Source organism: Streptomyces sp. NPDC033178 (genome assembly GCF_055577685.1).
The window spans coordinates 91,549-115,927 of the sequence record NZ_JBVIPT010000014.1 but is presented as its reverse complement, the minus strand read 5'-3'; the positions used below and the strand labels follow the sequence as shown (position 1 = coordinate 115,927).

The 24,379-nt window shown below is 70.4% G+C and carries 23 protein-coding genes; 15 read left to right on the top strand and 8 right to left on the bottom strand.

Annotation, left to right across the window (positions count from 1 at the left end; genetic code table 11):
* Positions 1 to 63 precede the first annotated feature (63 nt).
* From ACZ5VQ_RS31330 to ACZ5VQ_RS31290, 9 genes are all read left to right on the top strand, one after another.
* On the top strand, positions 64 to 1,458 hold the full coding sequence (locus ACZ5VQ_RS31330; RefSeq protein WP_469107835.1) for an MFS transporter: 1,395 nt from the start codon (positions 64 to 66) through the stop codon (positions 1,456 to 1,458).
* 105 nt (positions 1,459 to 1,563) lie between these two features.
* A complete protein-coding gene (locus ACZ5VQ_RS31325) occupies positions 1,564 to 2,412 on the top strand; it encodes an FAD binding domain-containing protein (RefSeq protein ID WP_469107834.1) in 849 nt (282 codons plus the stop codon).
* Positions 2,409 to 4,772: a xanthine dehydrogenase family protein molybdopterin-binding subunit gene (locus ACZ5VQ_RS31320; protein WP_469107833.1), complete on the top strand. Its 2,364-nt coding sequence runs from the start codon at positions 2,409 to 2,411 to the stop codon at positions 4,770 to 4,772. The genes ACZ5VQ_RS31325 and ACZ5VQ_RS31320 overlap by 4 nt, the downstream gene beginning before the upstream one ends.
* Positions 4,769 to 5,305, top strand: coding sequence for a (2Fe-2S)-binding protein (locus tag ACZ5VQ_RS31315; protein ID WP_469107832.1), 537 nt, complete (start codon positions 4,769 to 4,771; stop codon positions 5,303 to 5,305). The genes ACZ5VQ_RS31320 and ACZ5VQ_RS31315 overlap by 4 nt, the downstream gene beginning before the upstream one ends.
* A gap of 3 nt (positions 5,306 to 5,308) precedes the next feature.
* Positions 5,309 to 6,013, top strand: coding sequence for an SRPBCC family protein (locus ACZ5VQ_RS31310; protein WP_469107831.1), 705 nt, complete (start codon positions 5,309 to 5,311; stop codon positions 6,011 to 6,013).
* Complete coding sequence (locus ACZ5VQ_RS31305) at positions 6,010 to 6,687, top strand: isochorismatase family protein (RefSeq protein ID WP_469107830.1); 678 nt, start codon at positions 6,010 to 6,012, stop codon at positions 6,685 to 6,687. Before ACZ5VQ_RS31310 ends, ACZ5VQ_RS31305 begins: the two co-directional genes overlap by 4 nt.
* A 39-nt stretch (positions 6,688 to 6,726) precedes the next feature.
* Positions 6,727 to 7,581: an alpha/beta fold hydrolase gene (locus ACZ5VQ_RS31300; RefSeq protein WP_469107829.1), complete on the top strand. Its 855-nt coding sequence runs from the start codon at positions 6,727 to 6,729 to the stop codon at positions 7,579 to 7,581.
* Positions 7,582 to 7,655: 74 nt separating this feature from the next.
* Positions 7,656 to 8,138 carry a MarR family winged helix-turn-helix transcriptional regulator gene (locus tag ACZ5VQ_RS31295; protein ID WP_469107828.1) on the top strand — a complete coding sequence of 161 codons (483 nt, stop codon included), beginning with the start codon at positions 7,656 to 7,658 and terminating at the stop codon, positions 8,136 to 8,138.
* Between the two features lie 78 nt (positions 8,139 to 8,216).
* On the top strand, positions 8,217 to 8,987 hold the full coding sequence (locus ACZ5VQ_RS31290; RefSeq protein ID WP_469107827.1) for a maleate cis-trans isomerase family protein: 771 nt from the start codon (positions 8,217 to 8,219) through the stop codon (positions 8,985 to 8,987).
* A 165-nt stretch (positions 8,988 to 9,152) separates the two neighbouring features.
* Here the strand turns inward: ACZ5VQ_RS31290 and ACZ5VQ_RS31285 are convergent, their stop codons facing one another.
* The 3 genes from ACZ5VQ_RS31285 to ACZ5VQ_RS31275 are packed head-to-tail and all read right to left on the bottom strand — an operon-like array spanning position 9,153 to position 12,522.
* Positions 9,153 to 10,019 (bottom strand): carbohydrate ABC transporter permease, encoded by an 867-nt coding sequence (locus ACZ5VQ_RS31285; protein ID WP_469107826.1) that lies wholly within the window; start codon positions 10,017 to 10,019, stop codon positions 9,153 to 9,155.
* 13 nt (positions 10,020 to 10,032) lie between these two features.
* Positions 10,033 to 11,028, bottom strand: a complete 996-nt coding sequence (locus ACZ5VQ_RS31280; protein ID WP_469107825.1) for a carbohydrate ABC transporter permease — start codon at positions 11,026 to 11,028, stop codon at positions 10,033 to 10,035.
* 9 nt (positions 11,029 to 11,037) lie between these two features.
* Complete coding sequence (locus ACZ5VQ_RS31275) at positions 11,038 to 12,522, bottom strand: ABC transporter substrate-binding protein (protein WP_469107824.1); 1,485 nt, start codon at positions 12,520 to 12,522, stop codon at positions 11,038 to 11,040.
* A gap of 315 nt (positions 12,523 to 12,837) precedes the next feature.
* Here ACZ5VQ_RS31275 and ACZ5VQ_RS31270 point away from each other — a divergent pair, with 315 nt between their 5' ends.
* Positions 12,838 to 13,875 carry a LacI family DNA-binding transcriptional regulator gene (locus tag ACZ5VQ_RS31270; protein WP_469107823.1) on the top strand — a complete coding sequence of 346 codons (1,038 nt, stop codon included), beginning with the start codon at positions 12,838 to 12,840 and terminating at the stop codon, positions 13,873 to 13,875.
* The gene (locus ACZ5VQ_RS31265; protein WP_469107822.1) at positions 13,872 to 15,833 is read left to right on the top strand and encodes a DUF2264 domain-containing protein; all 1,962 of its coding nucleotides are present in this window, start codon (positions 13,872 to 13,874) and stop codon (positions 15,831 to 15,833) included. The genes ACZ5VQ_RS31270 and ACZ5VQ_RS31265 overlap by 4 nt, the downstream gene beginning before the upstream one ends.
* 93 nt (positions 15,834 to 15,926) lie before the next feature.
* Here ACZ5VQ_RS31265 and ACZ5VQ_RS31260 read toward each other — a convergent pair whose 3' ends face one another.
* Together ACZ5VQ_RS31260 and ACZ5VQ_RS31255 are read right to left on the bottom strand one after the other, a co-directional pair.
* Positions 15,927 to 16,904: a glycoside hydrolase family 6 protein gene (locus tag ACZ5VQ_RS31260; protein WP_469107821.1), complete on the bottom strand. Its 978-nt coding sequence runs from the start codon at positions 16,902 to 16,904 to the stop codon at positions 15,927 to 15,929.
* A 15-nt stretch (positions 16,905 to 16,919) separates the two neighbouring features.
* Entirely contained in the window at positions 16,920 to 19,151 is a 2,232-nt protein-coding gene (locus tag ACZ5VQ_RS31255; protein ID WP_469107820.1) for a glycoside hydrolase family 9 protein, read from the bottom strand.
* A gap of 313 nt (positions 19,152 to 19,464) precedes the next feature.
* Here ACZ5VQ_RS31255 and ACZ5VQ_RS31250 point away from each other — a divergent pair, with 313 nt between their 5' ends.
* Both ACZ5VQ_RS31250 and ACZ5VQ_RS31245 read left to right on the top strand, forming a co-directional pair.
* Positions 19,465 to 20,802, top strand: coding sequence for a GH1 family beta-glucosidase (locus ACZ5VQ_RS31250; RefSeq protein WP_469108019.1), 1,338 nt, complete (start codon positions 19,465 to 19,467; stop codon positions 20,800 to 20,802).
* Positions 20,803 to 20,865: 63 nt separating this feature from the next.
* Positions 20,866 to 21,867, top strand: a complete 1,002-nt coding sequence (locus ACZ5VQ_RS31245; protein ID WP_469107819.1) for a LacI family DNA-binding transcriptional regulator — start codon at positions 20,866 to 20,868, stop codon at positions 21,865 to 21,867.
* A gap of 122 nt (positions 21,868 to 21,989) precedes the next feature.
* On the opposite strand, the gene ACZ5VQ_RS31240 is transcribed toward ACZ5VQ_RS31245, so the two are convergent.
* A complete protein-coding gene (locus ACZ5VQ_RS31240) occupies positions 21,990 to 22,667 on the bottom strand; it encodes a TetR/AcrR family transcriptional regulator (protein ID WP_469107818.1) in 678 nt (225 codons plus the stop codon).
* A 98-nt stretch (positions 22,668 to 22,765) separates the two neighbouring features.
* Between ACZ5VQ_RS31240 and ACZ5VQ_RS31235 the strand changes: the two genes are divergently transcribed.
* Positions 22,766 to 23,212: an MFS transporter gene (locus ACZ5VQ_RS31235; RefSeq protein WP_469107817.1), complete on the top strand. Its 447-nt coding sequence runs from the start codon at positions 22,766 to 22,768 to the stop codon at positions 23,210 to 23,212.
* 130 nt (positions 23,213 to 23,342) lie between these two features.
* Here the strand turns inward: ACZ5VQ_RS31235 and ACZ5VQ_RS31230 are convergent, their stop codons facing one another.
* Positions 23,343 to 23,546, bottom strand: a complete 204-nt coding sequence (locus tag ACZ5VQ_RS31230) for a hypothetical protein (protein WP_469107816.1) — start codon at positions 23,544 to 23,546, stop codon at positions 23,343 to 23,345.
* Between the two features lie 69 nt (positions 23,547 to 23,615).
* Positions 23,616 to 24,026, bottom strand: coding sequence for a ferric reductase-like transmembrane domain-containing protein (locus ACZ5VQ_RS31225; protein ID WP_469107815.1), 411 nt, complete (start codon positions 24,024 to 24,026; stop codon positions 23,616 to 23,618).
* A gap of 126 nt (positions 24,027 to 24,152) precedes the next feature.
* Here ACZ5VQ_RS31225 and ACZ5VQ_RS31220 point away from each other — a divergent pair, with 126 nt between their 5' ends.
* Positions 24,153 to 24,323 carry a hypothetical protein gene (locus ACZ5VQ_RS31220; protein WP_469107814.1) on the top strand — a complete coding sequence of 57 codons (171 nt, stop codon included), beginning with the start codon at positions 24,153 to 24,155 and terminating at the stop codon, positions 24,321 to 24,323.
* The last annotated feature ends 56 nt before the right edge of the window (positions 24,324 to 24,379 follow it).

Below are 24,379 nucleotides of genomic sequence, written 5' to 3'. Positions count from 1 at the left end.
CCCGCGAAAAACGCGCCCGCAACCGTGCGGCACGTACCAGACACGCAACACCGTGGAGCGAACGTGAAAACAGGCGATCAGATAGTTCAGGAACTGCCCTGGAGATGGCCCGTCCAGGGAAAGATCTTCATCATCGGTGGCCTCGGCTACCTCTTCGACGCGTACGACATCGCCCTGAACGGCTTCCTCATGCCGCTCGTGGGTGAGCAGTTCGACCTCTCGCTGAGCGATCGCGGGCTCGTCGCGACCGCCAACCTCGTAGGCATGGCCGTCGGCGCCATCGCCTGGGGTTCGGTCGCGGACCGGATCGGCCGGAAGAAGGCCTTCAGCGTCACGCTGCTGATCTTCGCCCTGTTCTCCGTCCTCGGTGCCCTCTCGCCCACGTACCCCGTCTTCCTCGCCCTTCGCTTCCTCGCGGGCATCGGCCTCGGCGGCTGCATCCCCGTGGACTACGCGCTGGTGAGCGAGTTCTCACCGCGCAAGTACCGGGGCCGGATACTCACCGGGCTCGATGTGTGGTGGCCGGTGGGCGTCACGCTGTGCGGGTTCGTGTCGACGGCGCTGCTGACGGTCGACGGGAACTGGCGATGGATGCTCGCGACGATGGTCCTGCCCGCGCTGCTGCTGTTCTGGGCGCGCCGCGGCATCCCGGAGTCGCCCATCTACCTGACGAAGAAGGGCCGCGAGGTGGAGGCCCGGAAGGTCATCGACGACCTGGTCGCCCGCACCGGCGCCCCGGTCGTGCCGTACACGATTCCGGAGCCCGTCGCCGAGACCGGGCCGCGCGGGGTGGCCGCCGCGGCCGAGCAGCTGCGCCGCATCTGGAGCTTCAGCCCGCGCATCACCTCCGCGGCCTGGGCGCTGTTCGCCACCATCATGCTCGTCTACTACGCGGCTCTGAGCTGGATGCCGACGATCCTGCGGGAAGAGGGTCTCGGTGACACGGCGGCCTTCATGAAGACCACCCTCATGAGCGGGGTGGGCATCATCGGCGTGCTGGTGTCCACGGCCCTGGTCGACATCGTCGGCCGCAAGTGGATCATCGGGGTCTCGGCGCCGGTCGCGTCCCTCGCGCTGGTCGTGTTCGCCCTGGTGATGGAGATGCCGACCGGGTCCGTCGTGGCGATCGCCGTCTTCGGCTTCCTGATCCAGCTCACCATTCCCGTCCTGTACGCGTACGCCTCGGAGCTGTACCCCACAGAACTGCGGGCCAGTGGCTTCGGCTGGGCCTCGTCGGTCAGCCGCGCGCTCACCGGGTTCGCCCCGATGCTGTTCGGCTCGCTCATGTGGCCCGTGCTGGGGCTGCCGCTGACCTTCGCGGTACTGGGGATCGCAGTACTGCTGGCCGTCGTGTGGATGGCGTTCGCGGCGCCGGAGACGAAGGGCCGGGTCCTCGACGCCGACGAGGAGACACCGGCCGACACTCCCCGGGCCGTCCCCGAGCAAGCGGCCCTCTGAGCCGTCCGGGGCACCGCCCTCGTACGGGTAGGACCGCCCCGGCTCCGTGAGGATCGCCCTGCCCCTGAACGGCACGACCCGTCCGGAACGCACGCAAGGAGGACCATGAAGCCCGCCCCCTTCCAGTACCACCGGGCCCGCGACGTCGACGGAGCCGCGCGGCTGCTGGCCGAGCTCGGCGACGACGCCAAGGTCATCGCCGGCGGGCAGAGTCTCGTCGCGATGATGAACTACCGGCTCGCCCGGCCGCGGCACCTCGTCGACATAGGCGGCCTGCGGGAACTGGACCGGATGCACCGGGACGCCGACGGCGGACTGCGCGTCGGGGCGCTCACCACCCACCACACGGTGGAGACCGACCCGGCCGGGGTGCTGGGGGCGGGCTTCGAGGTCCTGCGGAGGGCCATGACCTGGATCGGGCACCTCCCGATCCGCACCAGGGGCACGGTCGGCGGCAGCATGGCGCACGGCGACGCCACCGCCGAGTGGTGCCTACTCGCGATGACACTCGGCGCGGAGTTCGTGGCCCGCGGCCCCCGGGGAGAGCGCACGATCACGGCCGGGGACTTCTTCCTCGGCTACTACACCACCGCCCTCGACCCGGACGAGCTCCTCGTCGAGATCGTCTTCCCCCGTCCCGCACCGCACGCCGCGCTCACCGAATTCGCCGAGCGGCGAGGGGACTTCGCCCTCGTGGCCGCCGCCGTCGACCTCGACGTGGAGGACGGCGAGGTGCGCTCCGGCCGGGTGGCACTCGGCGGGGTGGCCTCCGCCGCCGTCCGAGTGCCCGAGGCAGAGGCCGTACTGGCCGACGGCGGCTCCTTCGAAGCGTGCGCGTCCGCCGCGTCGGAGGCCGCGGAGCCGCCCTCCGACGCGTCCGGCAGCACGCACTACCGCAAGGAACTCGTCCGGACCCTGGTCCGGCGCGCCTGCGAGGAGGCCATGTGCCCATGAACGACGAGAAGTTGGTGGGCAGGGCGGTTCGCCGCCGCGAGGATCCGCGGCTGCTCTCCGGGCGCGGCCGGTTCGTCGACGACATCGCGCTGCCCGGCATGCTGCACGCCCAGTTCGTGCGCAGCACGGTCGCCCACGCCGAACTCGCCTCGGTGGACCTGTCCGCTGTGCTCGAAGTCCCGGGCGTCGTCGCGGCGTTCACCGCCGACGACCTGGATCTTGACGACATCGTCGCTCAACTGGGGCGCCCGCTCTCGGAGTTCGTCCCGACCGCGATGCCCGTCCTGGCCCGCGACAAGGTCCGCTACGTCGGTGAGCCGATCGTGATCGTCGTGGCCCGCGACGCCTACGCGGCGGAGGACGGCCTGGAGGCGGCGAAGATCTCGTACGCCACGCTGCCCCCGGTGATGTCCGAGGAGGCGGCACTCGCCGACGGCGCCCCGCTCGTCCACGCCGAGGCCACGCACAACACTCTGGTGGACGTCTCCCTCTTCGCGACGGACGGCATCGACCGGATCTTCGAGTCCGCACCCTGTGTCGTCGAGGTCGACGCGAGGACCGGACGGCAGAACGCGCTGCCGCTGGAAACGCGGGGCGCCGTGGCGGACTGGGACGACCGCGAGGAGCAGCTCGTCCTGCACACGTGCACCCAAATCCCGCACCAGGTGCGGACGGTGGCATCCCGCTGCCTGCGCCTCGACGAGCGCGCCGTGCGGGTCGTGGTGCCCGACATGGGAGGCGGGTTCGGCCAGAAGTGCGTTGTCGGCCGCGAGGAGATCGCCGCCGCGGCAGCCGCGCTGAGACTCCGTCGACCGGTCAAGTGGATCGAGGACCGCAAGGACGCCCTGACCGCTTCCTTCCTCGCCCGCGAACAGCACTACCGGGCGCGCGCGGCCTTCGACGCCGAGGGCCGGATCGTCGCGCTCGACGCGGACGTGGTCTGCGACATGGGCGCCTACTCCTGCTACCCCTTCACAGCGGGCATCGAGCCGCTGATGGCGTCCGCCGAGATGCCCAGTGTCTACAAGGTGCCCGCCTACCGGGTGCGCGGGAGGGCGGTCACCACCAACAAGGCGCCCACCGGGCCGTATCGCGGGGTGAGCCGGCCACAGTACGTGATGGTCATGGAGCGGCTCTTCGAGCGCGCCGCCCGCGAACTGGGCCTGGGTCCGGTCGAGATCCGCCGCCGCAACGTCATCACCGACTTCCCGTACACGGGCGTCAACAACATCACCTACGACCCGGGCTCCTACCTGGAGTCGCTCAACCTGTGCGAGCTGCTCGTCCGCGAGGAGGGCTGGTACGAGAAGCAGGCAACGGCGGCCGCCGAGGGCCGGCATCTCGGCATCGGCTACTCGTGCTTCAGCGAGCGCACCGGCTACGGCTCCGCGGCCTTCGCGCAGCGCAAGATGCGGGTGGTGCCCGGATTCGACATCTCCGAGGTGCGGATGGACACCAGCGGAGCGGTCACCTTCACCACCGGCACCATGAACCACGGGCAGGGCCACGAGACGACGATGGCGCAGATCGTCGCCGACGAACTCGGCCTGGGCATCGCCAAGGTGAGGCTCCATCAGGGCGACACCGACCGCATCACCTACGGCTTCGGCACCTTCGCCAGCCGCTCCATCACCATCGGCGGCAGCGCCGTACGCCTGGCCGCGGCGAAGCTCGGCGAGAAGCTGTGCGCGATCGCCGCATCCCGCTGGGGAGTTGCCCCGGACGAGGTGGAGCTGGCGCACGGCGCCGCCCGTCGCCGCAACGCGCCCGACGTCCTCACCTACGAGGAACTCGCCGACATCGCCCACCTCCAGGCCCATCTGCTGCCGAAGGACATCGAGCCGGGCCTGTCAGCCACCGCCACCTTCGACGTCTTCAACGACGGCACCTTCTCCAACGCCACCCACGCCTGCGTCGTCGAACTCCACGCCGGCACCGGGCAGGTGGAGATCCTGCGGTACGTGTGCGTCGAGGACTGCGGTGTCGCCATCAACCCGCAGGTCGTGGAGGGGCAGTGCCGGGGCGGCATCGCGCAGGGCATCGCGGGCGCGCTGTTCGAGCAGGTGACGTACGACGCCCAGGGCGAGCCGTCGGCGACCGGCTTCATGGATTACAAGGTGCCCACCGCGCACGAGATCCCCGACGTGCTGATCCGCCACCTGGAGACGCCCTGCGCGTTCACCGAGACCGGCGCCAAGGGTGCCGGCGAGGGCGGCACCATCGGGGCGCCCGCCGCCGTCCTCAACGCCGTCAACGACGCCCTGCGCCCGACCGGTGTCGAACTCGACCACACACCGATCACTCCCGAGACCGTGCACCGCGCGCTGAACGGCGCCCCGAGCCTGGAGTTGTCCTCATGAACACCGACCCCGTGGTGACGCATCCGGAACTCCAGCTCATCGCCCTCGACGTCAACGGCGAGCGGCACGACGTGGTGACCGAGCCCCGCCGCACCCTCGTCGACGTACTGCGGCACGACCTGCGGCTGACCGGTACGCACGTCGGATGCGAGCACGGCATCTGCGGCGCCTGCACGGTCCTGGTCGACGAACGGCCCGTACGCGCCTGCCTGATGTTCGCGGCGCAGGGCGAAGGGGCCAGGATCCGCACGGTCGAGTCGCTGTCGGACAGTGCCGGCGGGCTGAACGATCTACAGCGGGCGTTCACCGAGCACCACGCGCTGCAGTGCGGGTTCTGCACTCCCGGCTTCCTGATGCTCGCCGAAGGGTTCCTCGGCGAGCGGCCCGAGGCGGGCAAGGAGGAGATCCGCGAGGTGGTCGCCTCGAACCTGTGCCGGTGCACGGGCTACCAGACCATCGTCGAGGCGATCGACGCGTGTGCGACGGCTCGCCGCGGGGCCTGCGCGCAGCGCTGTGACAGTAAGGAGCACTGACCCATGCAGCTCACCAACACGGTGCCGATCAAGGCCTCCCCCGACGACGTCTTCGCCCTGATGAACGACGTCGAACGGGTCGCCTCCTGCATGCCGGGCGCGGCGCTCGACGGACAGGAGGGCGACGCCTGGCGGGGCCGGGTGAAGATCCGGGTGGGTCCCATCAGCGCCTCCTACGCGGGCACCGTCCGGTTCCTGGAGATCGACGCCGAACAGCGGCGACTGCGGGTGCACGCGCGCGGTACGGACACACACGGCAGCGGGGACGCGGAGGCGGAGGTCGCTCTCGAAATCCTCGCGGCGCCCGAGGGAGCGCTGCTCCAGCTCTCCACGGACCTGGTGATCCGCGGCAAGATCGTCCAGTTCGGCAAGGGCGCGATCGTCACGGTGTCGGACCGGATCCTCCAGCAGTTCGCACGGAACCTGGGCAGTCTGCTGGACCAGGACCGGGCCGTAGGGCCTTCCTCGCCCGGGGCCTCGTCCACGACTGTGCCCGCTCCTGCCGCGTCCCCGACCGCTCCCGCCACGGCACAGCCGGCCATCGCGCATGACTCGGACCTCGACGGCCTGGCGATGCTGCTCGGCCCGCGAGCAGCCAAGTACGGCCTGGTGGCGGGGGCCTTCGCCTTCGGTGTCCTGGAGGGCTGGCTGCTCGGCCGACTGGGCGCCCAGGCACGGGAGTTGCGAGCCCTTCGGAGGACGTCATGAGCGACGCTCGATACACCCAGGACCGGTACGGACAGGAGACGAACCGGACCTACGAACGGGCCGGCTTCGGCGCCCCCGTACGCCGTGGCAGCCGCCCTGCACTCGTCGTCGTCGACCTCACACGCGGCTTCACCGAGCCGGGCTTCCCCTCAGGGGCCGACCTCACCCAGGTCGTCCGCGCCACGGGCGAGTTGATCGCGGCGGCGCGCCCGGCCGGCGTGCCGGTGGTGTTCACCGCGATCGCCTACACGCCGGCCGAGGCGGCGGGCGACGCCGTCACCTGGCTGCACAAGGCGCAGGGCATGCGGAGCCTGGTCGAAGGCGGTGAGCAGGTCGCGCTCGACCCGCGGCTGCCCCGGGCACCGCAGGACCATCTGATCGTGAAGAAGGGCGCCTCCGCGTTCTTCGGCACGTCCCTGGCCGCCCTGCTGACCGGGCTCGGCCGCGACACGGTTCTGGTGTGCGGGGCGACGACCAGCGGCTGCGTACGGGCCACCGCCGTGGACGCCGTGCAGTCCGGGTTCTCGGTGCTGGTGCCAAGAGAGTGCGTCGGCGACCGCGCCCCCGGTCCGCACGAGGCGAGCCTCTTCGACATCCAGGCCAAGTACGGCGACGTGATCGACGTCAAGGACGCGGCCGGGTACCTGGACGGACTGCCCAGGACAGCCCCGTAACCCCGCCGCCCCATCCACTCTGCACACTTGGAGATCCCCATGCCCCCGCCCCCGCCCACCCGCCTGCCGACGCAGTCCGCGCTGGCCGATCTCGCAGACGTTCCCGCCACCAGCCGCTGGGTGCACTCGGGCGGCACACGCCTGCATGTCCTGGACTACGGGGGCGACGGCGTCCCGCTGGTCGTGCTGCCCGGCATCACCAGCCCGGCCGTCACGATGGACTTCGTGGCCCGTGAACTGACGCCTCTGGTCCGGCCGTTGGTCGTCGACATCCGTGGGCGCGGGCTGTCCGACGGGGGCGGCTCGTACAGCTTGGAGGAGTACGCCGAGGACACCGAGGCCGTCGTCACGGGCCTCGGTCTCGACCGGCCGGTCGTCTTCGGGCACTCCATGGGCGCGCGGATCGCGGCCGTGACCGCCGTCCGGGCCAAGGTGGGGCTGCGGGGCACCGTGCTGGGCGACCCGCCGATGAGCGGCCCGGGGCGCGGGCCCTACCCCACGCCCCTGGACGCCTTCCTCGATCAGCTGGCGCAGTCGCGGCGCGGCACCGACGCGGACGAGGTCGCCAGGTCCTGGCCGCGCTGGCCGCGCCGTGAGCAGGAGCTGCGGGCCCGCTGGCTGGCGAGCTGCGACGCGGAGGCCGTCACCGCCACGCACCGGGGCTTCGAGAGCGAGGACTTCTTCGACTGGTGGCCCTCCGTGCCCGGGCCCACGGCACTGTTGTACGGCGCGGACAGCCCTGTCGTCACCGCGGAGGGCGCGGCGGAGGCGGCCCGGCTGTTGCCGTCGGCCGTGCTTGCCGAGATCCCGGACGCCGGCCACATGCTGTTCTGGGACAACCCGCCCGCCGCGCTCACGGCCCTGCGCGAGGCACTGCGCCCGATGCTGGCGTGACATCGGCGCGCGGGTTCCCGGAGATCGCCGGTCCGGCTGACGACACGATCAAGTGCCGTGCTTAAGTGGGCTCCATGGGTGACGAAACCGCAACCCCGACGTCCACGCCTCCTGGCCCGCCCCCCGCGCTCACCGCCGCGCCCGGCTACCAGGTCCGCCGGCTCTACCAGGCGTATCTCGCGGCCTGGATCCGTGCCGTCGACCCGACGCTCACGGGCCCGCAGTTCGCGGTGCTCCAAGCCGTGGAAGCAGCACCGGGGAGCGACCAGCGCTCCATGGCGTCCGCGGTCTCCCTGGACACGTCGACGATGGCGGACGTCGCCCGGCGGCTGGAGAACCGGGGGCTGATCGTACGCAGGACGGCCGCGGACGACGGCCGCCGCAAGCTGCTCCATCTGACGGAGGAGGGCGAGCTGGCCCTCCAGGGCGCGAACCGCCGCGCGCGACAGCTCGACGAACAGCTGCTTGGACCCTTCGACCCCGAGCGGCGCGAAGAAGTCATGCATCTGCTCACGTCCCTCGCCGACCACTGGGAGGGACTGGCCGAGGACTCGTAACCCGCCGCCGCGGACAGCGGATCCCCGGTCGCCGACCCCCGTACGCATCCCACGTACGCCGGACACCCGGAGGATCCCGTGACCGACCACCGCATCGGCCTGATCGTGCCCAGCTCGAACCTGACCATGGAGACGGAGCTGCCGCGCATGATGCGGCAGCGCGAGTCCCTGGTTCCGGAGGACCGTTTCGTCTTCCACAGCAGCCGTATGCGGATGCGGCATGTCACGCCCGAGCAGCTGCGCGCCATGAACGCGCAGACCGGGCGCGCGGCACTGGAGCTCGCCGATGCCCGCCCCGACGTGGTCGCCACGGCCTGCCTCGTGGCGATCATGGCGCAGGGGCCGGGGTACCACTGCACCGCCGAGGAGGAGATCACCGGTGTGCTGCGCGCCGAGGGCTCCCAGGCGCCCGTGGTGTCGAGCGCCGGCGCCCTGCTCGACGGCATCAGGGCCCTGGGCGCCGGGCGGGTCGCGATCGTCACGCCGTACATGAAGCCGCTCACCCGACTGGTCGCGGACTACATCGAGGCGGCCGGCACCGAGGTCGTGGACGCGCTGAGCCTGGAGGTGCCGGACAACCTGGCCGTCGCCCGCCTCGACCCCGCCGACCTGCGCGAGCACTGGAAGCGGCTCGACCTGTCACGGGCCGACGCGCTCGTCCTGTCCGCCTGTGTCCAGATGCCTTCGCTGCCGTCGATCCAGCCGGTGGAGGAGGAGGCGGGGCTGCCGGTGCTCTCGGCGGCCACCGCCACGGCGTACCGCATCCTCGTCGAGCTGGGCCTGCCCACGGTCGTTCCCGGCGCGGGAAGCCTGCTCAGCGGCCGGGTTCCCAGCCCGACGGGCGTCTGAGCGAGCCGATGCGGGCCGGCGAGACGTTCACCGTCGACGACGATGACGCGTTCGCGGTGGGCCTGCCCTGCGGAGGTTCACCGGAGGTCGCCGTGCGGCGTGCGCCGAGCGCGGCCACTGCGGCGCCGATTCACCGTGCCACAGGGCCGTACGAACTCCTCGCTCCTACTTGACCGCGCCGGCCAGCCCGTTGATGAAGAACCGCTGCAGTGCGACGAAGATCAGGACGATGGGCAGCAGGGTGATCACCGATCCCGCGCACACCAGGGTCCAGGCGGTGGAGTTCTGGCCGATGAAGTTGAACATGCCCACCGACAGTGTGTGCAGTTCGGGGCGGGAGAGGGTGAAGACCAGCGGGATGAAGAAGCTGTTCCAGGCGGTGATGCAGGCGAACAGGCCGACGGTCGCCAGCATCGGCCCGGACAGGGGCAGCATGATCCGCCAGAAGATCTGGTGGAAGCTCGCCCCGTCCACGCGGGCCGCGTCCTCAAGGCCCCGGTCGATCGTCGTGAAGTACCCCATGAAGAGGAAGGTGCCGAAGACCATCCCGCCCGCCGACTGGACGATGACCACCGACCAGAGGGTGTTGAGGAGATGGAGCCGCTGGATCAGGTCGAAGACCGGGATGATCGTGTAGCCGTGTGGGAGGAAGAGCGTGACTCCGATCAGGCCCAGCCAGAGCTTCTTGCCGGGGAAGTCAGTGCGGGCCAGGACGTAGCCCGCCATGGAGGTGGCGAGGAGGGTGACGACGACCGTGCCCATGGCGAACAGGACCGTGTTGACGAAGAACCGGCTGAAGTCCGCCTGTGTCCAGGCCTCGCTGTAGTTGGACCAGTGGAATTCGGACGGGATCGGGTTCAGTCCACCGGAGAAGAAGCCGTCGGTGCTCTTGAGCGAGCTGCCCAACGCCCACAGGAACGGGTAGAGCCAGAGGAGCCCGCCGCCGAGCAACGCGAGATAGAGGAGGCCGCGCCGGCCCTGGCGCAGGCTCGGCCGCGTTCGCGGGCGTGGACGCGGGGACAGTGTGGTCATCGGCGAAACCCCTTCACTGATTGGCGGCCGTGCGCCGGCGGCTGATCTGGCGCAGGGCGAGGACCTGCAGCGCGGAGAAGACGATGAGCAGCAGTCCGTAGAGGAACGAGGCCGCGGAGGCCAGGCCGATGTCGGGCTGGGCGGCGGAGCCCGGGGAGCCGCCGAAGGCCAGGTGGTAGATGTACGTGTTGACGACCTCGGTGGCGAAGTACGGGCCGCCGCCGGTGAGGACCTGCACCAGGTCGAAGACCTGGAAGCTGCCGATGAAGGCCAGCACCACGATGACGACGCCGACTTGGCGCAGCATCGGGACGGTGATGCGGAAGAAGGACTGGACAGGACCGCAGCCGTCGAGCTTCGCCGCCTCGTACAGCTCCGCTGGGATGGTCTGCAGTCCGGCGAGGAAGTAGACGAGGTTGTAGCCGAGGGTGTGCCAGATACCGATCGCGATGATCACGGCCAGGGCGGTGTTCGGGTCGCCGAGCCAGTCGATGTGACCGTTGGTCACCCCGGTCTTGGCCAGCAGGCCACCGGCCGAGTCACCGAAGTTGGCGAGCATGAGCTGGATGACCACGCCGACGACCGCGGCCGAGGTGACGACGGGAATGAAGTAGACGGTCCGGAAGAACAGCGCGAACTTGAGCTTCGGGTTGTTCAGTACCAGCGCGAGCGCCAGCGCCATCACCAGTTGTACCGGGACGAGCACGAACGCGTAGACGAAGGTGTGCTGAACCGCGCCCCAGAAGATGCGGTCGTTCAGGATCTGCCGGAAGTTGGCCAGGCCCACGTAGTCGCCGGGTGCGCCGATGCCGTTCCAGCGGTAGAAGGTGTAGCCGAAGGAGGCGAAGATCGGGTAGATCACGAAGGCCAGCAGCAGCACGGCCATCGGGGCCAGGTAGGCGTAGGACCACTTCGCGGCGCGGATGCGCTGCCAGAGGCCGTTCCGGGCGGCGACCGGTGGTGCGGGCGGGGGCGTTCGCCGACGCTCGCGGGTTTCGAGGAGTGACATCGTGGCTGCTCACGCCTTCTTCGTGGTGTAGGGCTTGGTGGGGTCCCAGTCCGCGAAGACGTAGTCGGACGTGCTGACCTTCTTGCCCTTCTTGGCCGCCACGGCGACCGCGTCGGAGAGGATCTGGAACTTCTTGTCGGCCAGGCCGCTCAACGCGCTCTGGACGTCCTTGATCTGGCCGGTGTAGATACCGGTGACCACATCGGTGATGTCCGGCTTGGGCGCGCCTGGTGCGACGCCGGCCAGCTCCGGGTTGCGTACGAGGGGCACCGGACCGGACAGCACCTGCTCGGTCATGCCGACGAAGGCGGCGAAGGGCTTCGAGTCGATGCCGTCCGGGTTGTTGTTGGCGGGGTGGGCGGAGACGCCGTTGAGGTCCTCCACCCAGCGGCGCCCGGCGGCGGGGGACGTCAGCGCGTCCAGCCACTGGAAGGCCACGTGGGCCTTCTTGCTCTTGGCGGAGACCGCGGCGAAGGCGCCGTTGCCGACCGGGTCCGCGTAGTAGTACCCCTTCGGGGTCGCGGTGGGCGAGGGCAGCGTGACCAGGCTGTAGTCGGTGAACTTGTGCTGGGTCCACTCGGGTTGGTTCCAGACACCGCCGACGGTCATACCGAACTTGCCGCGCTCGAAGAACGCGCGGGCCGCCTCGTCGGAGAGGCTGACGGAGTTGGGGTGGAAGAAGCCGCGCTTCTTCCATTCGACGAACAGCTCCAGGAAGTCGGCGTAGGCCCGGTCAGTGCCGTAAGTCCACTTGCCGACGCGGTAGTCCATGCCGGTGGCTGCACCGGTCAGGGCGCCTCCGGGGGCTCCGGCGCCGCGGACGAACAGGTCCAGCCACCAGGCGAGGACGCCGATGCCGTCGGCGTTGCCGAAGCCGAAGCCGTACGACTTGCCGCCGCTCTTCTTGGTGATCGTCCGGGCGGCGCTGGTCACCTCGTCCCAGGTCCTGGGTATTTTGACGCTGCCGTCTCCGTTCGTCAGTCCGACGGACTTGAAGACCCCGTGGTGGATGTAGAGCTGGAGCTGCGGGCCCGAGCCCTTCAGCGGGGCCGAATAGACCTTGCCGTCGAAGACGTTGGCACCTTCCAGGAAGGTGCCCTCGGGGAAGCGCGACTGCCACTTGGGAGTGGCCCACTCGTCGAGCGGCATCAGCCAGCCCTTGGCGACCTGTTCGGCGACGGTGGGCACCTGCGGGATCATGAAGACGTCCGGCGGGTTGCCGCTGCGGTTGGCGAGCGCGACCAAGTCCGCGTATTTGGCGTTCTGTTGGGTGGTCTTCTTGACGCTGACGCCGCTGTGGCCCTTCTCGAAGAGCTCTATCTCCTTGTCGACCCAGGGGGCCTGGGTGACGTACCAGTCCCAGTAGGTGAGCGCGTCCGCCGACGAGGAGGAGCCGGAGCCGCATGCACTCAGGCCGCCGCCCAGTGCCATGGTTCCGGCGCCGAGTGCGGCGGTGCGCAGGAGGCCGCGTCTGGAGACGTTCGACGAAGTCATCTGGTGTTCCTCCGAGGCGGAGAAGAGGGATGCCGATCGGCGTGTAACGTTCACTGAACCGTTTACAGTAACCGGGACGTTAAGGGGGCGTCTCACGGCCGTCAAGAGGTTCGACGAGGCTTGCGGGACGATTCCGGCGACTGCGACATGCTCCCACCGACCTGGCGGACCCGACCTCTGCCTGGGCATAGAGAAACCCCGGCTGGTTGTGTAACTTTTTCATCGGTGTTACTCACATCGGCTGTTCACCGGGGCAAGGAGAAGCAGAGCATGGCTCAAGGTCGGGGTTCCGCAGGTCGGGCGACGATTCGAGACGTGGCGTCGCGCGCGGGAGTGTCCGTCGCCACCGTCTCGCGGATCCTCAGCGGGGCGTACACCGCTCCCCCTGCGACGCACGAGCGGGTCATGCAGGCCGTGCAGGACCTCGACTACGTGGTCAACGCCAACGCCCGCTCCCTCAACACTGCTTCGGGGATGGTGGCGATGGTGGTCAACGACATCACCTCGCCGTTCTTCATGAACGTCGCCTCCGGCGTGGAGGAACAGGCCGTCGCCGACGGCCGGGTCTGCCTCGTCTGTTCCACCCAGGGCGTCCCGGAGCGCGAGTTGTCGGTGATCAACCTGATGCGCCAGCGGGGCGCGGAGGCGATCATCCTGGTCGGCGGCATGGCCGAGACCGAGGAGCATCTCGCCCAACTCACCGCCGCCGCCGAGGGGATGGACCGCGCCGGAGCCCGCCTCGTGCTCTGCGGCCGCACGTGGCGGGGCGGCGCGAAGGCACCGGTGGACGTGGTGGAGTGCGACATGGAGAGCGGCGCCTTCGCCGCCACCAGCCACCTCATCTCCGCCGGCCACACCCGGGTGGCCCACCTGGCGGGCCCGCACGAGTTCAGCGTGGCGGGCCAGCGCCTCGAAGGGTACGAACGGGCGCTGCGCGCGCACGGCATCAAGCCCGATCCGGCGCTCGTCGCCGAGAGCGACATGACACGCGAGTCCGGATACGAGGCGGCCTGCCGACTGCTCACCGGCACCGACGCCACCGCGATCTTCTGTGCCAACGACATGAGCGCCGCCGGCACCATCGCCGCGGCCCGCGACCTGGGCCGCTCGGTCCCCGACGACCTCTCCGTGATCGGCTTCGACGACATCCCGCTCGCCGAGGACCTCTACCCCCGGCTGACCACCGTGCACGTCCCCCAGCAGGAACTCGGCCGCTCCGCCACCCGTCTCGCCCTGCACCGCCGTCCCACCGATCCGCAGAGCCGCCGTGTGGTACTCGGCTCGCATGTCGTCGTACGCCAGTCGGTGGCACCCCCGGCCCGCCTCAACACCGCAGGAAAGGCGGACAGTTGATACCTGAAGACCGGCTCCTCTCCCCGTACACCGGCTGGACGCGTACGCACTGGGAGGCGCTGGCCGACGCGCAACTGGCCGCCGTCCGCCCGTACGCCACCGACCGGCACGCGCTGATCCACCTGCCCGGCCCCGCCGGCCGTTCCGGCCGGCACAGCGACGGCCTCGAAGGCTTCGCCCGCACCTTCCTGCTCGCCGGTTTCCGCCTGGCCCAGTCCGGCGACACCGACCCGGGCGGCCATGCCGCGTGGTACGCCGAGGGCCTGGCCGCCGGCACCGATCCGGACTCTCCGGACCACTGGCCGAGCATGCGCGAGTGCGGACAGGCCAAGGTGGAATGCGCGTCGGTGGCGATCGCGCTGCACGAGACCCGGCGCTGGATCTGGGACCGGCTGGACGACGGCGTACGGCAGCGGATCGTCGCCTGGATGACGGACCTGCTCGGCAGCGACGTCTCGGACAACAACTGGGTCTGGTTCAGGGCGATCACATCGGCGTTCCTGCGCTCGGTCGGCGCCCCGTGGAGCGCACCCGACATCGACCACGCGATCGCACGGACGGAGGACTGGTACGCGGGCGACGGCTGGTATTCCGACGGGAACGGCACAGACGGCCCGTTGCGGCACTTCGACCACTACTCGGGCTGGGCCATGCAGTACTACCCGCTCTGGTACTGCCGGATCTCCGGCGCCGACGCCGATCCCGCCCTGCTCACCCGCTACCGCGCCCGGCTGCGCCGCTACCTCGACGACGCCCAGCACCTCGTGGCGGCCGACGGCGCCCCGCTGTACCAGGGCCGCTCACTCACGTACCGCTACGCGACGCTCTGCCCGCTGTGGGTGGGCGCCGTCTTCGACGCCTCTCCCCTGCCGGCGGGCCGCACCCGCCGCCTCGCGAGCGGTGTACTGCGGCACTTCACCGAGGCCGGCTGCTTCGACGGACGCGGGCTCCAACCGCTCGGCTGGCACGGGGAGTTCACGGCGATCCGGCAGCCGTACTCCGGACCCGGTTCGCCGTACTGGTCGAGCAAGGGGTTCGCCGGGCTGGTGCTGCCCGCCGAGCATCCGGTGTGGGCGGAGAAGGAGGAGGCGCTGCCGATCGAGACCGGGGATGTCCGGCGGACGCTGACCGCCCCGGGGTGGCTCGTCTCGGCCACCGCGGTGGACGGGGTCGTACGCGTGGTCAACCACGGCAGCGACCACGCCTTCGGCGACGGCGTCGCCCCCGAGGCGGACGACCCGGTCTACAGCCGCCTCGCCTACGCCTCCCACGCCGCCCCCGACAGCACGGAGGCGAGCCTCAACGACCCGCTCGACTCGCACATCGCGCTGCTCGACGCCGAAGGCCGCCCTTCCCACCGCCGCCCGCTGACCCGGCTGCACCTCGGTGTGCGCACCGCCGTCTCCCGCCACCTCGCCCACTGGCCGCTCGGCCCCGTACCCGCCCCGTACGCCCACGACCCCGCACCCCGTTTCCGTACGGGGCCGTGGATCACGACGGCGTCCGTGCTGAACGGGCCGCTGGAGGTGCGGCTGACCCGGGTCGACGGCCTGGTTCAGGAGCCGCTGCGGCTACGGCTCGGCGGCTACTGTCTGGCCGCCGCCGAGCCGCCGTTCACACACGAAGAGACCGGGCCTGCTGCCTGGGTGCGCCGGGCGGACGGCCTGTTCAGCACGGTGGTCGCACTGCGCGGTTTCGACGAGACGGGCATCGCCACCGCACGGGACGCCAATGCTCTCGGCCCGCACTCGGCGACACCCTGGCTCGCCACGACGGCGGAGGTCCGGCCGGGCGCGGTGTACGCCGCGTTGGTCTGCCTCTCCGGAGTGGTCGAGGGACCGGCCGCGGCCGAGGGCGTACATCTGGAGGTCTCCCACGACGGCGACGGCACCGCCCTCGCCTCCGTCACCTGGCCCGACGGCACCAAGGACACTGTCCGCCTGGAGTCGCCGCGCTGACGAGCGAGTACGACGTGGGGCGCGGGTGTCAGGGACCCGCGCCCCACACCGGGACCAGGTGCCGTAGCCGGAATCAGGCGCCCTGAGCCGCGATCAGGTGCCGTCAATGAGCCGGACGGCGATCGCGGGGCTGAACTGTCCGGCGGGGACCGTCGGCGCGATGCCGCACGCCCCGTCGGAGTTGCCCGGTGTCTTGACCCACAGCAGCAGGTCCTCGCCCCCGCCCACCCGCGGGGTGACACCGAGCTTGCGCCCTGCCGGGTTGCACCACTCACCGTTGGAGCCGTTGCCGTTGCGGCTGGTGTCCACGACGAAGTGGGAGCCGCCGCCCAGCGACGAGTTGATCGAGTTGCCGTAGGTCTCCGAGGACCCGGTGGAGTAGAAGTTCGAGACGTTGAGGGAGTAGCCGCGAATGTTCCGCACACCCGCGGAGTTCAGCCGGCTCGCCATGGTCGCCGGGGCGACCCAGTTGGTGTGTCCGGCGTCCAGATAGGCCCAGGTGTTGGGCGCCTTCTGCTGGAACATCTGGGTGGCGTACGCCAGCATCGCCAGACGGTCGCTGATCTGCGCGCTGGTCAGGCAGCTGAAGTCCGACAGGGCGTCCGGCTCGATGACGACCACGGCGGGGCGGTCGCCCACCGCGGCCGCGAAGGTGGAGATCCAGGTGCGGTACTCGGCCACGCTGCCCGCGCCACCGGACGAGTGTCCGCCGCACGCGTCCCGGAGCGGGATGTTGTATGCGACGAGGACCGGCAGCCTGTCGTGGCTGTCGGCGGCGCCGACGTAGTTGGCCACGGCCGGCCCGACCCCTCCGCTCTCACCACCGGTGAACCAGCGGGCGATCGCCTGGGACGCGATGGCCGACTGGATACGTCCGGCCCGCGCGTCGGAGGGGTTGTTCCGGACCCAGACCGCCGGGCCGGAGTCGGGGTTGGAGTAGAAGCCACTGGTCAGGGAGATCGGACTGGCGGCGGCCGCCGGACCGGCCGCCAGGAGCGGGAGCGGCACAACGAGCAGACAGATCAGGGCAGTTCGGAGCGAGGTGGTTCTGAGCAGGGTGTTCCAGCGCACGGTGAATCCCTTCGGTCAGCGCGCGGAGTCGGCGGTGAAGGCCGCCACCCAGGCGAGTGCGGAGTTCCAGTTGATGGCTATCTCGTTGGTCGAGTACGAGTAGATGTCGTCGATGTAGCAGGTGGCGGGGGCGCAGCCGACCAGGTTCTGTTGCGCGACCGGGTCCTGAAGGGCGGAGTCGGGGCCGCCGGCCAGTGAACCGGGCGGCGGGCTCGGCAGCTTGGGGTCGATCTGGTTGGCCCAGATCCGGTTGTGCTGGTTGTGGCTGGCCTGCGTGCCGTATCCGGTGACGAAGGACTGGTTCAGGGCGTTGCGGCCGAGGAGGTAGTCCAGCGACTCCAGCACGGCACCGCGGTAGACGCTCCGGTGGGTGATGTCGTGGGCGGTCGCGATGACCAGGGCGTTGTTCGCGGTGACGCTGTTGGAGCCCCAGACGTAGACGCCGTCGGCGGGCAGGCTGGGATTCGGGTAGCCCTGCGACCGCTGGTCCCGTACGAATCCGTCCGCGACGGCCAGGACCCGCTTGCGGGCGGCGGCGACCATCGCGCCGGGGAATCGGCTCGGCAGCCGGACAACGGTGAGGTCGGCCAGCGCGCCGGTGTCCCGCCAGGAGAAACCGGCCGAGGTGATCTTCGTGTCGATGCGGGACAGGTAGGCACGGTCGTGCGTGGTGGCGTACAGCTCGGTGGCGGCCCACGAGAACTCGTCGGTCACGTCCGTGTCGGCGTACGCTCCCCCGCCGACACTGCTGCTGCTCGGGGCGTACACGTCGGGACGGGCGAGTGCGGCCTTCCAGGCGGTCTCGGCCGCGGTCAGGCACCTGCGTGCGAAGGACGCGTCGTAGCGGGCCCACACCCGGGCGCACTGGGCGCCCGCGGCGGCGAGGTTGAGGGTGGCGGCCGTGGACGGCGGGTGCAGGTAACGAGGTTGGGAGTCCTTGTCGGGCTGGGTGGGCAGGGCGGTCCAGGCCAGGTCGTGGATCTTGTGGTGGACCATGCCGGCCAGCGGTTCATCCGCGGGCACCTGCATCCTCAGCACGAACTCCGTCTCCCAGCGGGACTCGTCGAGCACGTCCGGGACGTCGTTGTCGTTCTCGGGGATGCTCAGCAGTCCGTCGCGCAGCCCGGCCGTGTCGCCCTGGCCGCGTGAGCGCTCGTAGGAATCCATCAACTGCCAGGCGGCAAGGGCGCCGTTGACGACGTACTTGCCCTGGTCACCGGCGTCGTACCAGCCGCCCTGGACGTCCAGTGAGTAGTCGCACGTGCCGGGCAGGCAGGGCACGTCCGTGTCGCCCTTGTTGGGTGCCACGCCGAGGTGTCCGGCGGGCCGGGCGTAGGCGTCGCCGGCGTACCGGGCCTCGATGGGCGTGCCGCTGCGGACGGCGTAGAAGTAGTCGAGTGCGTCCTCGCGCAGGACCTTGTAGGGGTTGTCCGCGATGGCGAACGGATAGCTGGTGGCCGTGCCGACCGCGAGTGTGTATCCCGTACCGGCCTTGCGCACCGAGGTGAAGTCGGCGATGTGGACATGGTCGCCGGACGCGGTGTCCGTGCCCCTGACGCGGGTGACTCCGTTCTTGACGACGACGCCCGAGGAGTCGAGGAGGCGCCATGTCACGGGCGCCGCCGAGGCGTCGACGATGGACGCCCTCTTGGGGCCGTGGACGGCGTAGCCGTACTGGTTCGTGCGCACCGGGGAGCCGAAGTCACGCCCGCCGCCAGGGGGTATCGCGCCTCCGGTGAGGGAGACGTCGTCGAGACACAGGGTGAACGGCTGGGTGGCGCCGCCCTGTTGGAACTGCAGCTGGGCGTGCAGGCCGGCGGTCGTTGACGTGCCGGTGAACTGGAAGGACTTGGGCGTGGTGGTGACGGTGGCGGTCTTGTTCAGGGTGGCCGGAGCGGCGGGCAGTTGCAGCACGGCACGGAGGGAGACGTCCCGGGTGGCGGAGGCGGTGAAGCGCAGCGTGTAAGGCTGACCCGCCTCCAGTGGGATGTCGTTCTGGCCGATCATCGAGTCCCATGGGTTGACGGTCCCCGCGGGGACGTCGGCGCACAGGCGGCCCAGACTGACGGCGGACGGCGAGTTGGCGCTGCTCCACCAGGGGCTCTTGACGGTGTCGAACGTGCCGTTGAGCACCCGTTCGTAGGCCGGTTCCGCTTCCGATTGCGCGGTGTGCGCGGGTGTCGCGGCCAGGGCGACGGTCAGGACGGGTGCGAGGAAGACTGCACCCCATCTGGCTCTGTGGGACATTGCCGGGCCCTTCTCGGTGGCAGGGTTCCCGGCTCGGTGCGGCGTCAGTGCCAGATGTTCGGCGGGGGAATCGTGACTGTCAAGCCTTCACACACATCAGTCTTTTCTGCGTCCGAACACTTCACAGATTGAACGCCCCACTTCTAGTCTGCGACCGTAAGCGCTTCCAGTTTTCATCCCAGAAGCATCACGCAGAGACCGGCCGAGCTGCGGCGTCAACCCAGCTCAACGTTGATGGACGAGTCAAGGACGAGAGCCTTCCGATTGTTAGCGCTCTCGGGAATCCCACCGGCGGAGGTTCAACTCAGTGAGCATGTTCGATCCCGGCTTCCTGTGGGGTGCCGCCACGTCGAGCTACCAGATCGAGGGCGCGGTCGCAGAGGACGGCCGGGGTCCGTCCATCTGGGACACCTTCGTGGCAACTCCCGGCGCCATCCAGGGCGGTGACACCGGAGCCGTCGCGGCCGACCACTACCACCGCTTCCCCGGGGACGTGGCGCTGATGGCCGGACTCGGCCTGCGCGCCTACCGCTTCTCCCTCGCCTGGCCCCGGATCCAGCCCACCGGCTCCGGGCCGGTCGACCAGCGCGGCCTCGACTTCTACCGCCGTCTCACGGACACACTCCTCGACCAGGGCATCCAGCCCTGGCCCACCCTCTACCACTGGGACCTGCCCCAGCCCTTGGAGGACCGCGGCGGCTGGCCGGTCCGGGACACCGCCGAGCGGTTCGCCGAGTACGCCTCCCTCGTCCATGAGGCGCTGGGCGACCGCATCACTCACTGGACCACCCTCAACGAACCCTGGTGCTCGGCGTTCCTCGGCTACGCAACGGGCCGCCACGCCCCCGGCCGCCGCGAACCCGCGGCCGCCGTACGCGCCGCCCACCACCTGCTGCTCGGCCACGGCCTGGCGGCGGAGGCGATACGGGGCGATGACTCGCACGTCGGTATCACCCTCAACCTCACCCACGTCACCCCGCTCAGCACCGAGCCCGCCGACCTGGACGCTGCCCGCCGCATCGACGGCATGCAGAACCGGCTCTTCCTCGACCCGCTGCTGCGCGCCGCCTACCCCGAGGACGTACTCGACGACCTCCGCGAGGTCACCGGCTTCGGGCACATCCACGACGGCGATCTGAAGCGGATCGGGGCCCCGCCGGACCACCTCGGCGTCAACTACTACGCGCCGATGCTGGTCGCCGGCAGTTCGACACCGACCCAATCCGCCTATGTGGGCTCGCCGTTGGTCCGTGTCGCCGACGGTGGCCGACCGAGGACCGCGATGGGCTGGGAGATCGACGAGAGGGGACTCCTGGAGCTCCTCCTGCGGCTCAAGGACGACTACCCGGCCGTACCGCTGTACATCACGGAGAACGGTGCGTCCTTCGACGACGTGCTGGAGCACGACGGCGTGCACGACACGGACCGCGTTGCCTACCTGGACCGCCATCTCAGCTCCTGCGCACAGGCGATCGGCCACGGTGTGCCGCTCAAGGGCTACTTCGTCTGGTCGCTCCTCGACAACTTCGAGTGGTCCTTCGGCTACGGGCCACGCTTCGGCATCGTGCACGTCGACTACGCGACCCAGCAGCGCACGCCCAAGGACAGCGCCCGCTGGTACGCCGAGGTCATCCGGCGCGGCGGCCTGTGAAGCCGTTAGCGCTTACAGTGCTGCTACTGCCCACCCCGTCCATACGAACTGGAGCCGCCCCACATGACCAGACGGCCACCGACACTCGACGAGGTGGCGCTGCGCGCCGGGGTGTCCGTCGGAACCGTCTCGCGGGTGATCAACAACCGCCAGCACGTCAGCAAGAAGGCGCGGCAGGCGGTGGAGAGTGCCGTGGCGGAACTGGGCTATGTGCCCAACGTGGCGGCCCGTTCGCTCGCCTCGCAGCGCCGCGGCGCGGTGGTGCTGGCGATCTCCAGCGACGATCCCGCCCTGTTCGCCAACCTCTTCTTCGCCGAGGTGATCACCGGTGTGAACGCGGTCATCGAGGAGACGGACCTCGAACTGCTGCTGGTCCTGGCCGCCTCCGAGCGGGGCAGGGCCCGGCTCACCCGCATCCTCCAGTCCCGGGGCGCGGACGGCGTCATGCTGCTGGCCCTGCGCGAGAACGATCCGCTGGCGAAGGTGGCCGAGGCGGGGGGCGTCCCCGTCGTGCACGGAGGCCGCCCCCTGGACCGGGCCCCGCGCTGGTACGTGGACGCCGACAACCGGGGCGGGGCCCGCCAGGCCGTGGAGTACCTGATCTCGACGGGTCGCCGCGCCATCGGTACCGTCACCGGCCCGCAGGACATGCACGCCGGTGTCTCCCGCTACCTGGGCTTCCGGGAGGCGGTCGCTCTGGCCGGCCTCAAGGACCACCGCGTGGCCCACGCCGACTTCAGCGAGGCGGGCGGCGCGGCGGCGACCGCCCGTCTCCTGGACGAACACCCGGACCTGGACGCGGTGTTCGTCGCCTCGGACGCCATGGCGGCCGGCGCTCTGCGCGTCCTGCGCGAGCGCGGCCGTACCGTGCCCGAGGACGTCGCGGTCGTCGGGTTCAACGACATCCTCACCGCCCGGCACACCCAGCCGGCCCTCACCACGATCCACCAGCCCATCGTGGCCCTCGGCCGAGAGATGACCCGCATGCTGGTACGCGTACTGGGCGGCGAGGAGCCGACTCCCCTCATCCTGCCGACGGATCTGGTGCTCAGGGAGTCCGCGTAGCGCGGCTGCCCGCCGGCAAGGTGATGCAGCGGACGCGGGCGCGCCTCAGCGACGCCGGCGGCCACGGCCCCGGTTCGGCGCGCACCGAGTCGGCTTTCGTACGGCATGTGGTGCGCTCGGCCCTATGCCTGCCCCTGTCCGGCGTCACCCGGCGGCTGCGCGGAGGGCACGGGCCAGGTCCGGCGAATCTGGCCGTCGGTCATGGGGGACGTGTGCGCCGCCGGGCCCTGCTGCAGGCCGAAGCCCAGCAGGAGAGCCTCGGCGTAACGGCGCCAGGCCTCGGGGGCGATGTCCTCGGTGCGGTCGGCGACAGCGCCGATCATGTGGAGGAAGGCGTACACGTCGGGACTGGCGAAGTCCTCGCGGACGGCGCCCGCTGCGACCGCGCCTTCCACCAGGCCGTCCACGTGACGGCCGAGGTCGTCGCGCATCTGCGCGATGGACCTGTCGTCCATGCTCGCGTGGGCGAGGACGACATCGAGGGCCCGGTCGCGGGCCCGCCACTGGGCAGCCGCGAGCAGGTAGTGGCGCAGAGCCCGTCCCGGGTCCGGTTGCTGCTCGGCCTCTGTCGCGAGCTGCAGGAATGTGGTGAACCGTTCGGTGAACAGGGCGTCGATCAACACCTGCAGATCAGGGAAGCGCCGGTAGACCGTGGCGACTCCGACCCCGGCCTCGCGCGCGATCTCGTTGAGGGTGACGGCGGAGCCGCGCTGCGCGAACATCCGGTCGGCCGTCTCCATGATCAGCCTGCGGTTTCGTTCGGCGTCCGCGCGCAGCGGGCGTTGCGTGTCCCGGGTCACGCCGAGACATTCTCCACCACGGCAGGGCGGCGCACGTACTTGGCCAGGATCAGGACGCCTCAGGGGACGGCCACCGCGCGTCGGACTCCGGGCAACGGATGCCGATCTTCACACTGATCGCGTCCATGGTGTGGCTCGCGGTCATCCCCTGGGCCTCCGCCCTGTCGGACCGGCACGGCCGACGCAAGGTGCTCATGGTCGGCTCCACGGGTCTCGTCGTCTCCACGCTCCTGCTGTTCCCCATGATCAACACCGCCGACTCGGCTCTGATCCTGATCGCACTCCTGATAACGGCGGTGTTCATGGGCGTCGTCTACGGGCCCATCGCGGCGCTGTTCTCCGAACTCTTCAAGGCCGAAGTGCGCTACAGCGGGGCCTCACTCGGCTACCAGCTCGGATCGATCCTGGGCGGCGGCCTGGCCCCGACCGTGGCGACAGGTCTCTACACGAGCTGGGAATCGACCGTCCCCATCAGCCTCTACCTCACGGGGGTGACACTGATCAGCCTCGCCTGTGTGTGGCTGGTCACCCGCCGGACGGGCTGACGTCCCCCACGGGAGGCCGCCCGGGCGGAGGCGCGCGGGTTCGCGGATTCCTGAGTACGGGAACGAGTGAACCCGCAACGCCCGCCCGGGCGATGACCGTCGCGCATGCGGAATCGGCTGCGTCTGCTTCCTACTTGCTCTCGCCGGGCTTGCCGACGTGTTCGCCGTCGCCCGGTGTGTCGTCGACGGGCTTGGCCTGGGCGGGATCGGCCGGGGCGGTGGAGCCGTGCTCGGCGTGGTTGCCGCCGTCCCCTCCAGGCGGGCGGGCCGCAGACGTAGATGTCGCACCGGGCGATGTCAGGTACGAGGTTCTTGAGGACTCGGGCGTGGTCATCGAGGCGGGCGGGGCCCGCGGCCTGGCAGGAGGTGTCGACGCGGGGCGGTCCCGGCAGGAAGATCAGCTCTACTCCGCGGCGGGCGGCGATCGCCCGGAGCTCGTCGGCGAACACGGCGTGCTGGACTTCGCCGTAGCGGTGGCGAACAACATCCACGAGTCGGTGATGAACACCCGCACCAGCGCATCGAGTATCGCGTCGGGTTCACGCACAGCGCGTTCGACGGCGAACAGTACGACGTGGGCGAGCATCAGCCGGAACGAGGCGAAGCCGATCCAGCGGTGCCGGCGGGTGAGCAGGTCGTGGCCCCAGGAGCGTTCGACCCAGGGGATCCGGGCGAGCAGAACGACCTGCAGGATCATGAGGTCGGAGGCCAGTAGTCCGGTGAGCAGGCCGAGGGAGTCCATCGCCCGGTCGGCGGTGGTGAGGCCGAGCGGGCCGCCCTGGTTCATCACCCACAGGGCGACGACCGCGACCACGGACAGGATCGCCAGGGCGCCGAACGGGTCGGCCGCCGTGAAGCCCCGCCTGCCGCGTCCGGCGGGTGGCCCGCGACGGCGACGCGGGACACGAACTGCGCACTCCCCCCCACCACCACTCTCGGGATGAGCCTGGAAACCCTGCAGCGCAACCCGGACCTCTCCAAAGACCGGCGCACCCGGGCCCTGGAAGCCATGCGTACCGAGCATCGCCGCATCACCACTCTGCTCACCGGCCTGCAGCCCTGGCCCGCGGCGACGCCCATGCCCTTCCCGGCCGCACCCCGGTCGACCTGACCGCACTGCTGGCCGAAGCCGTCCGGCATGCCACCCGACGGCACCCCGCAGTCACC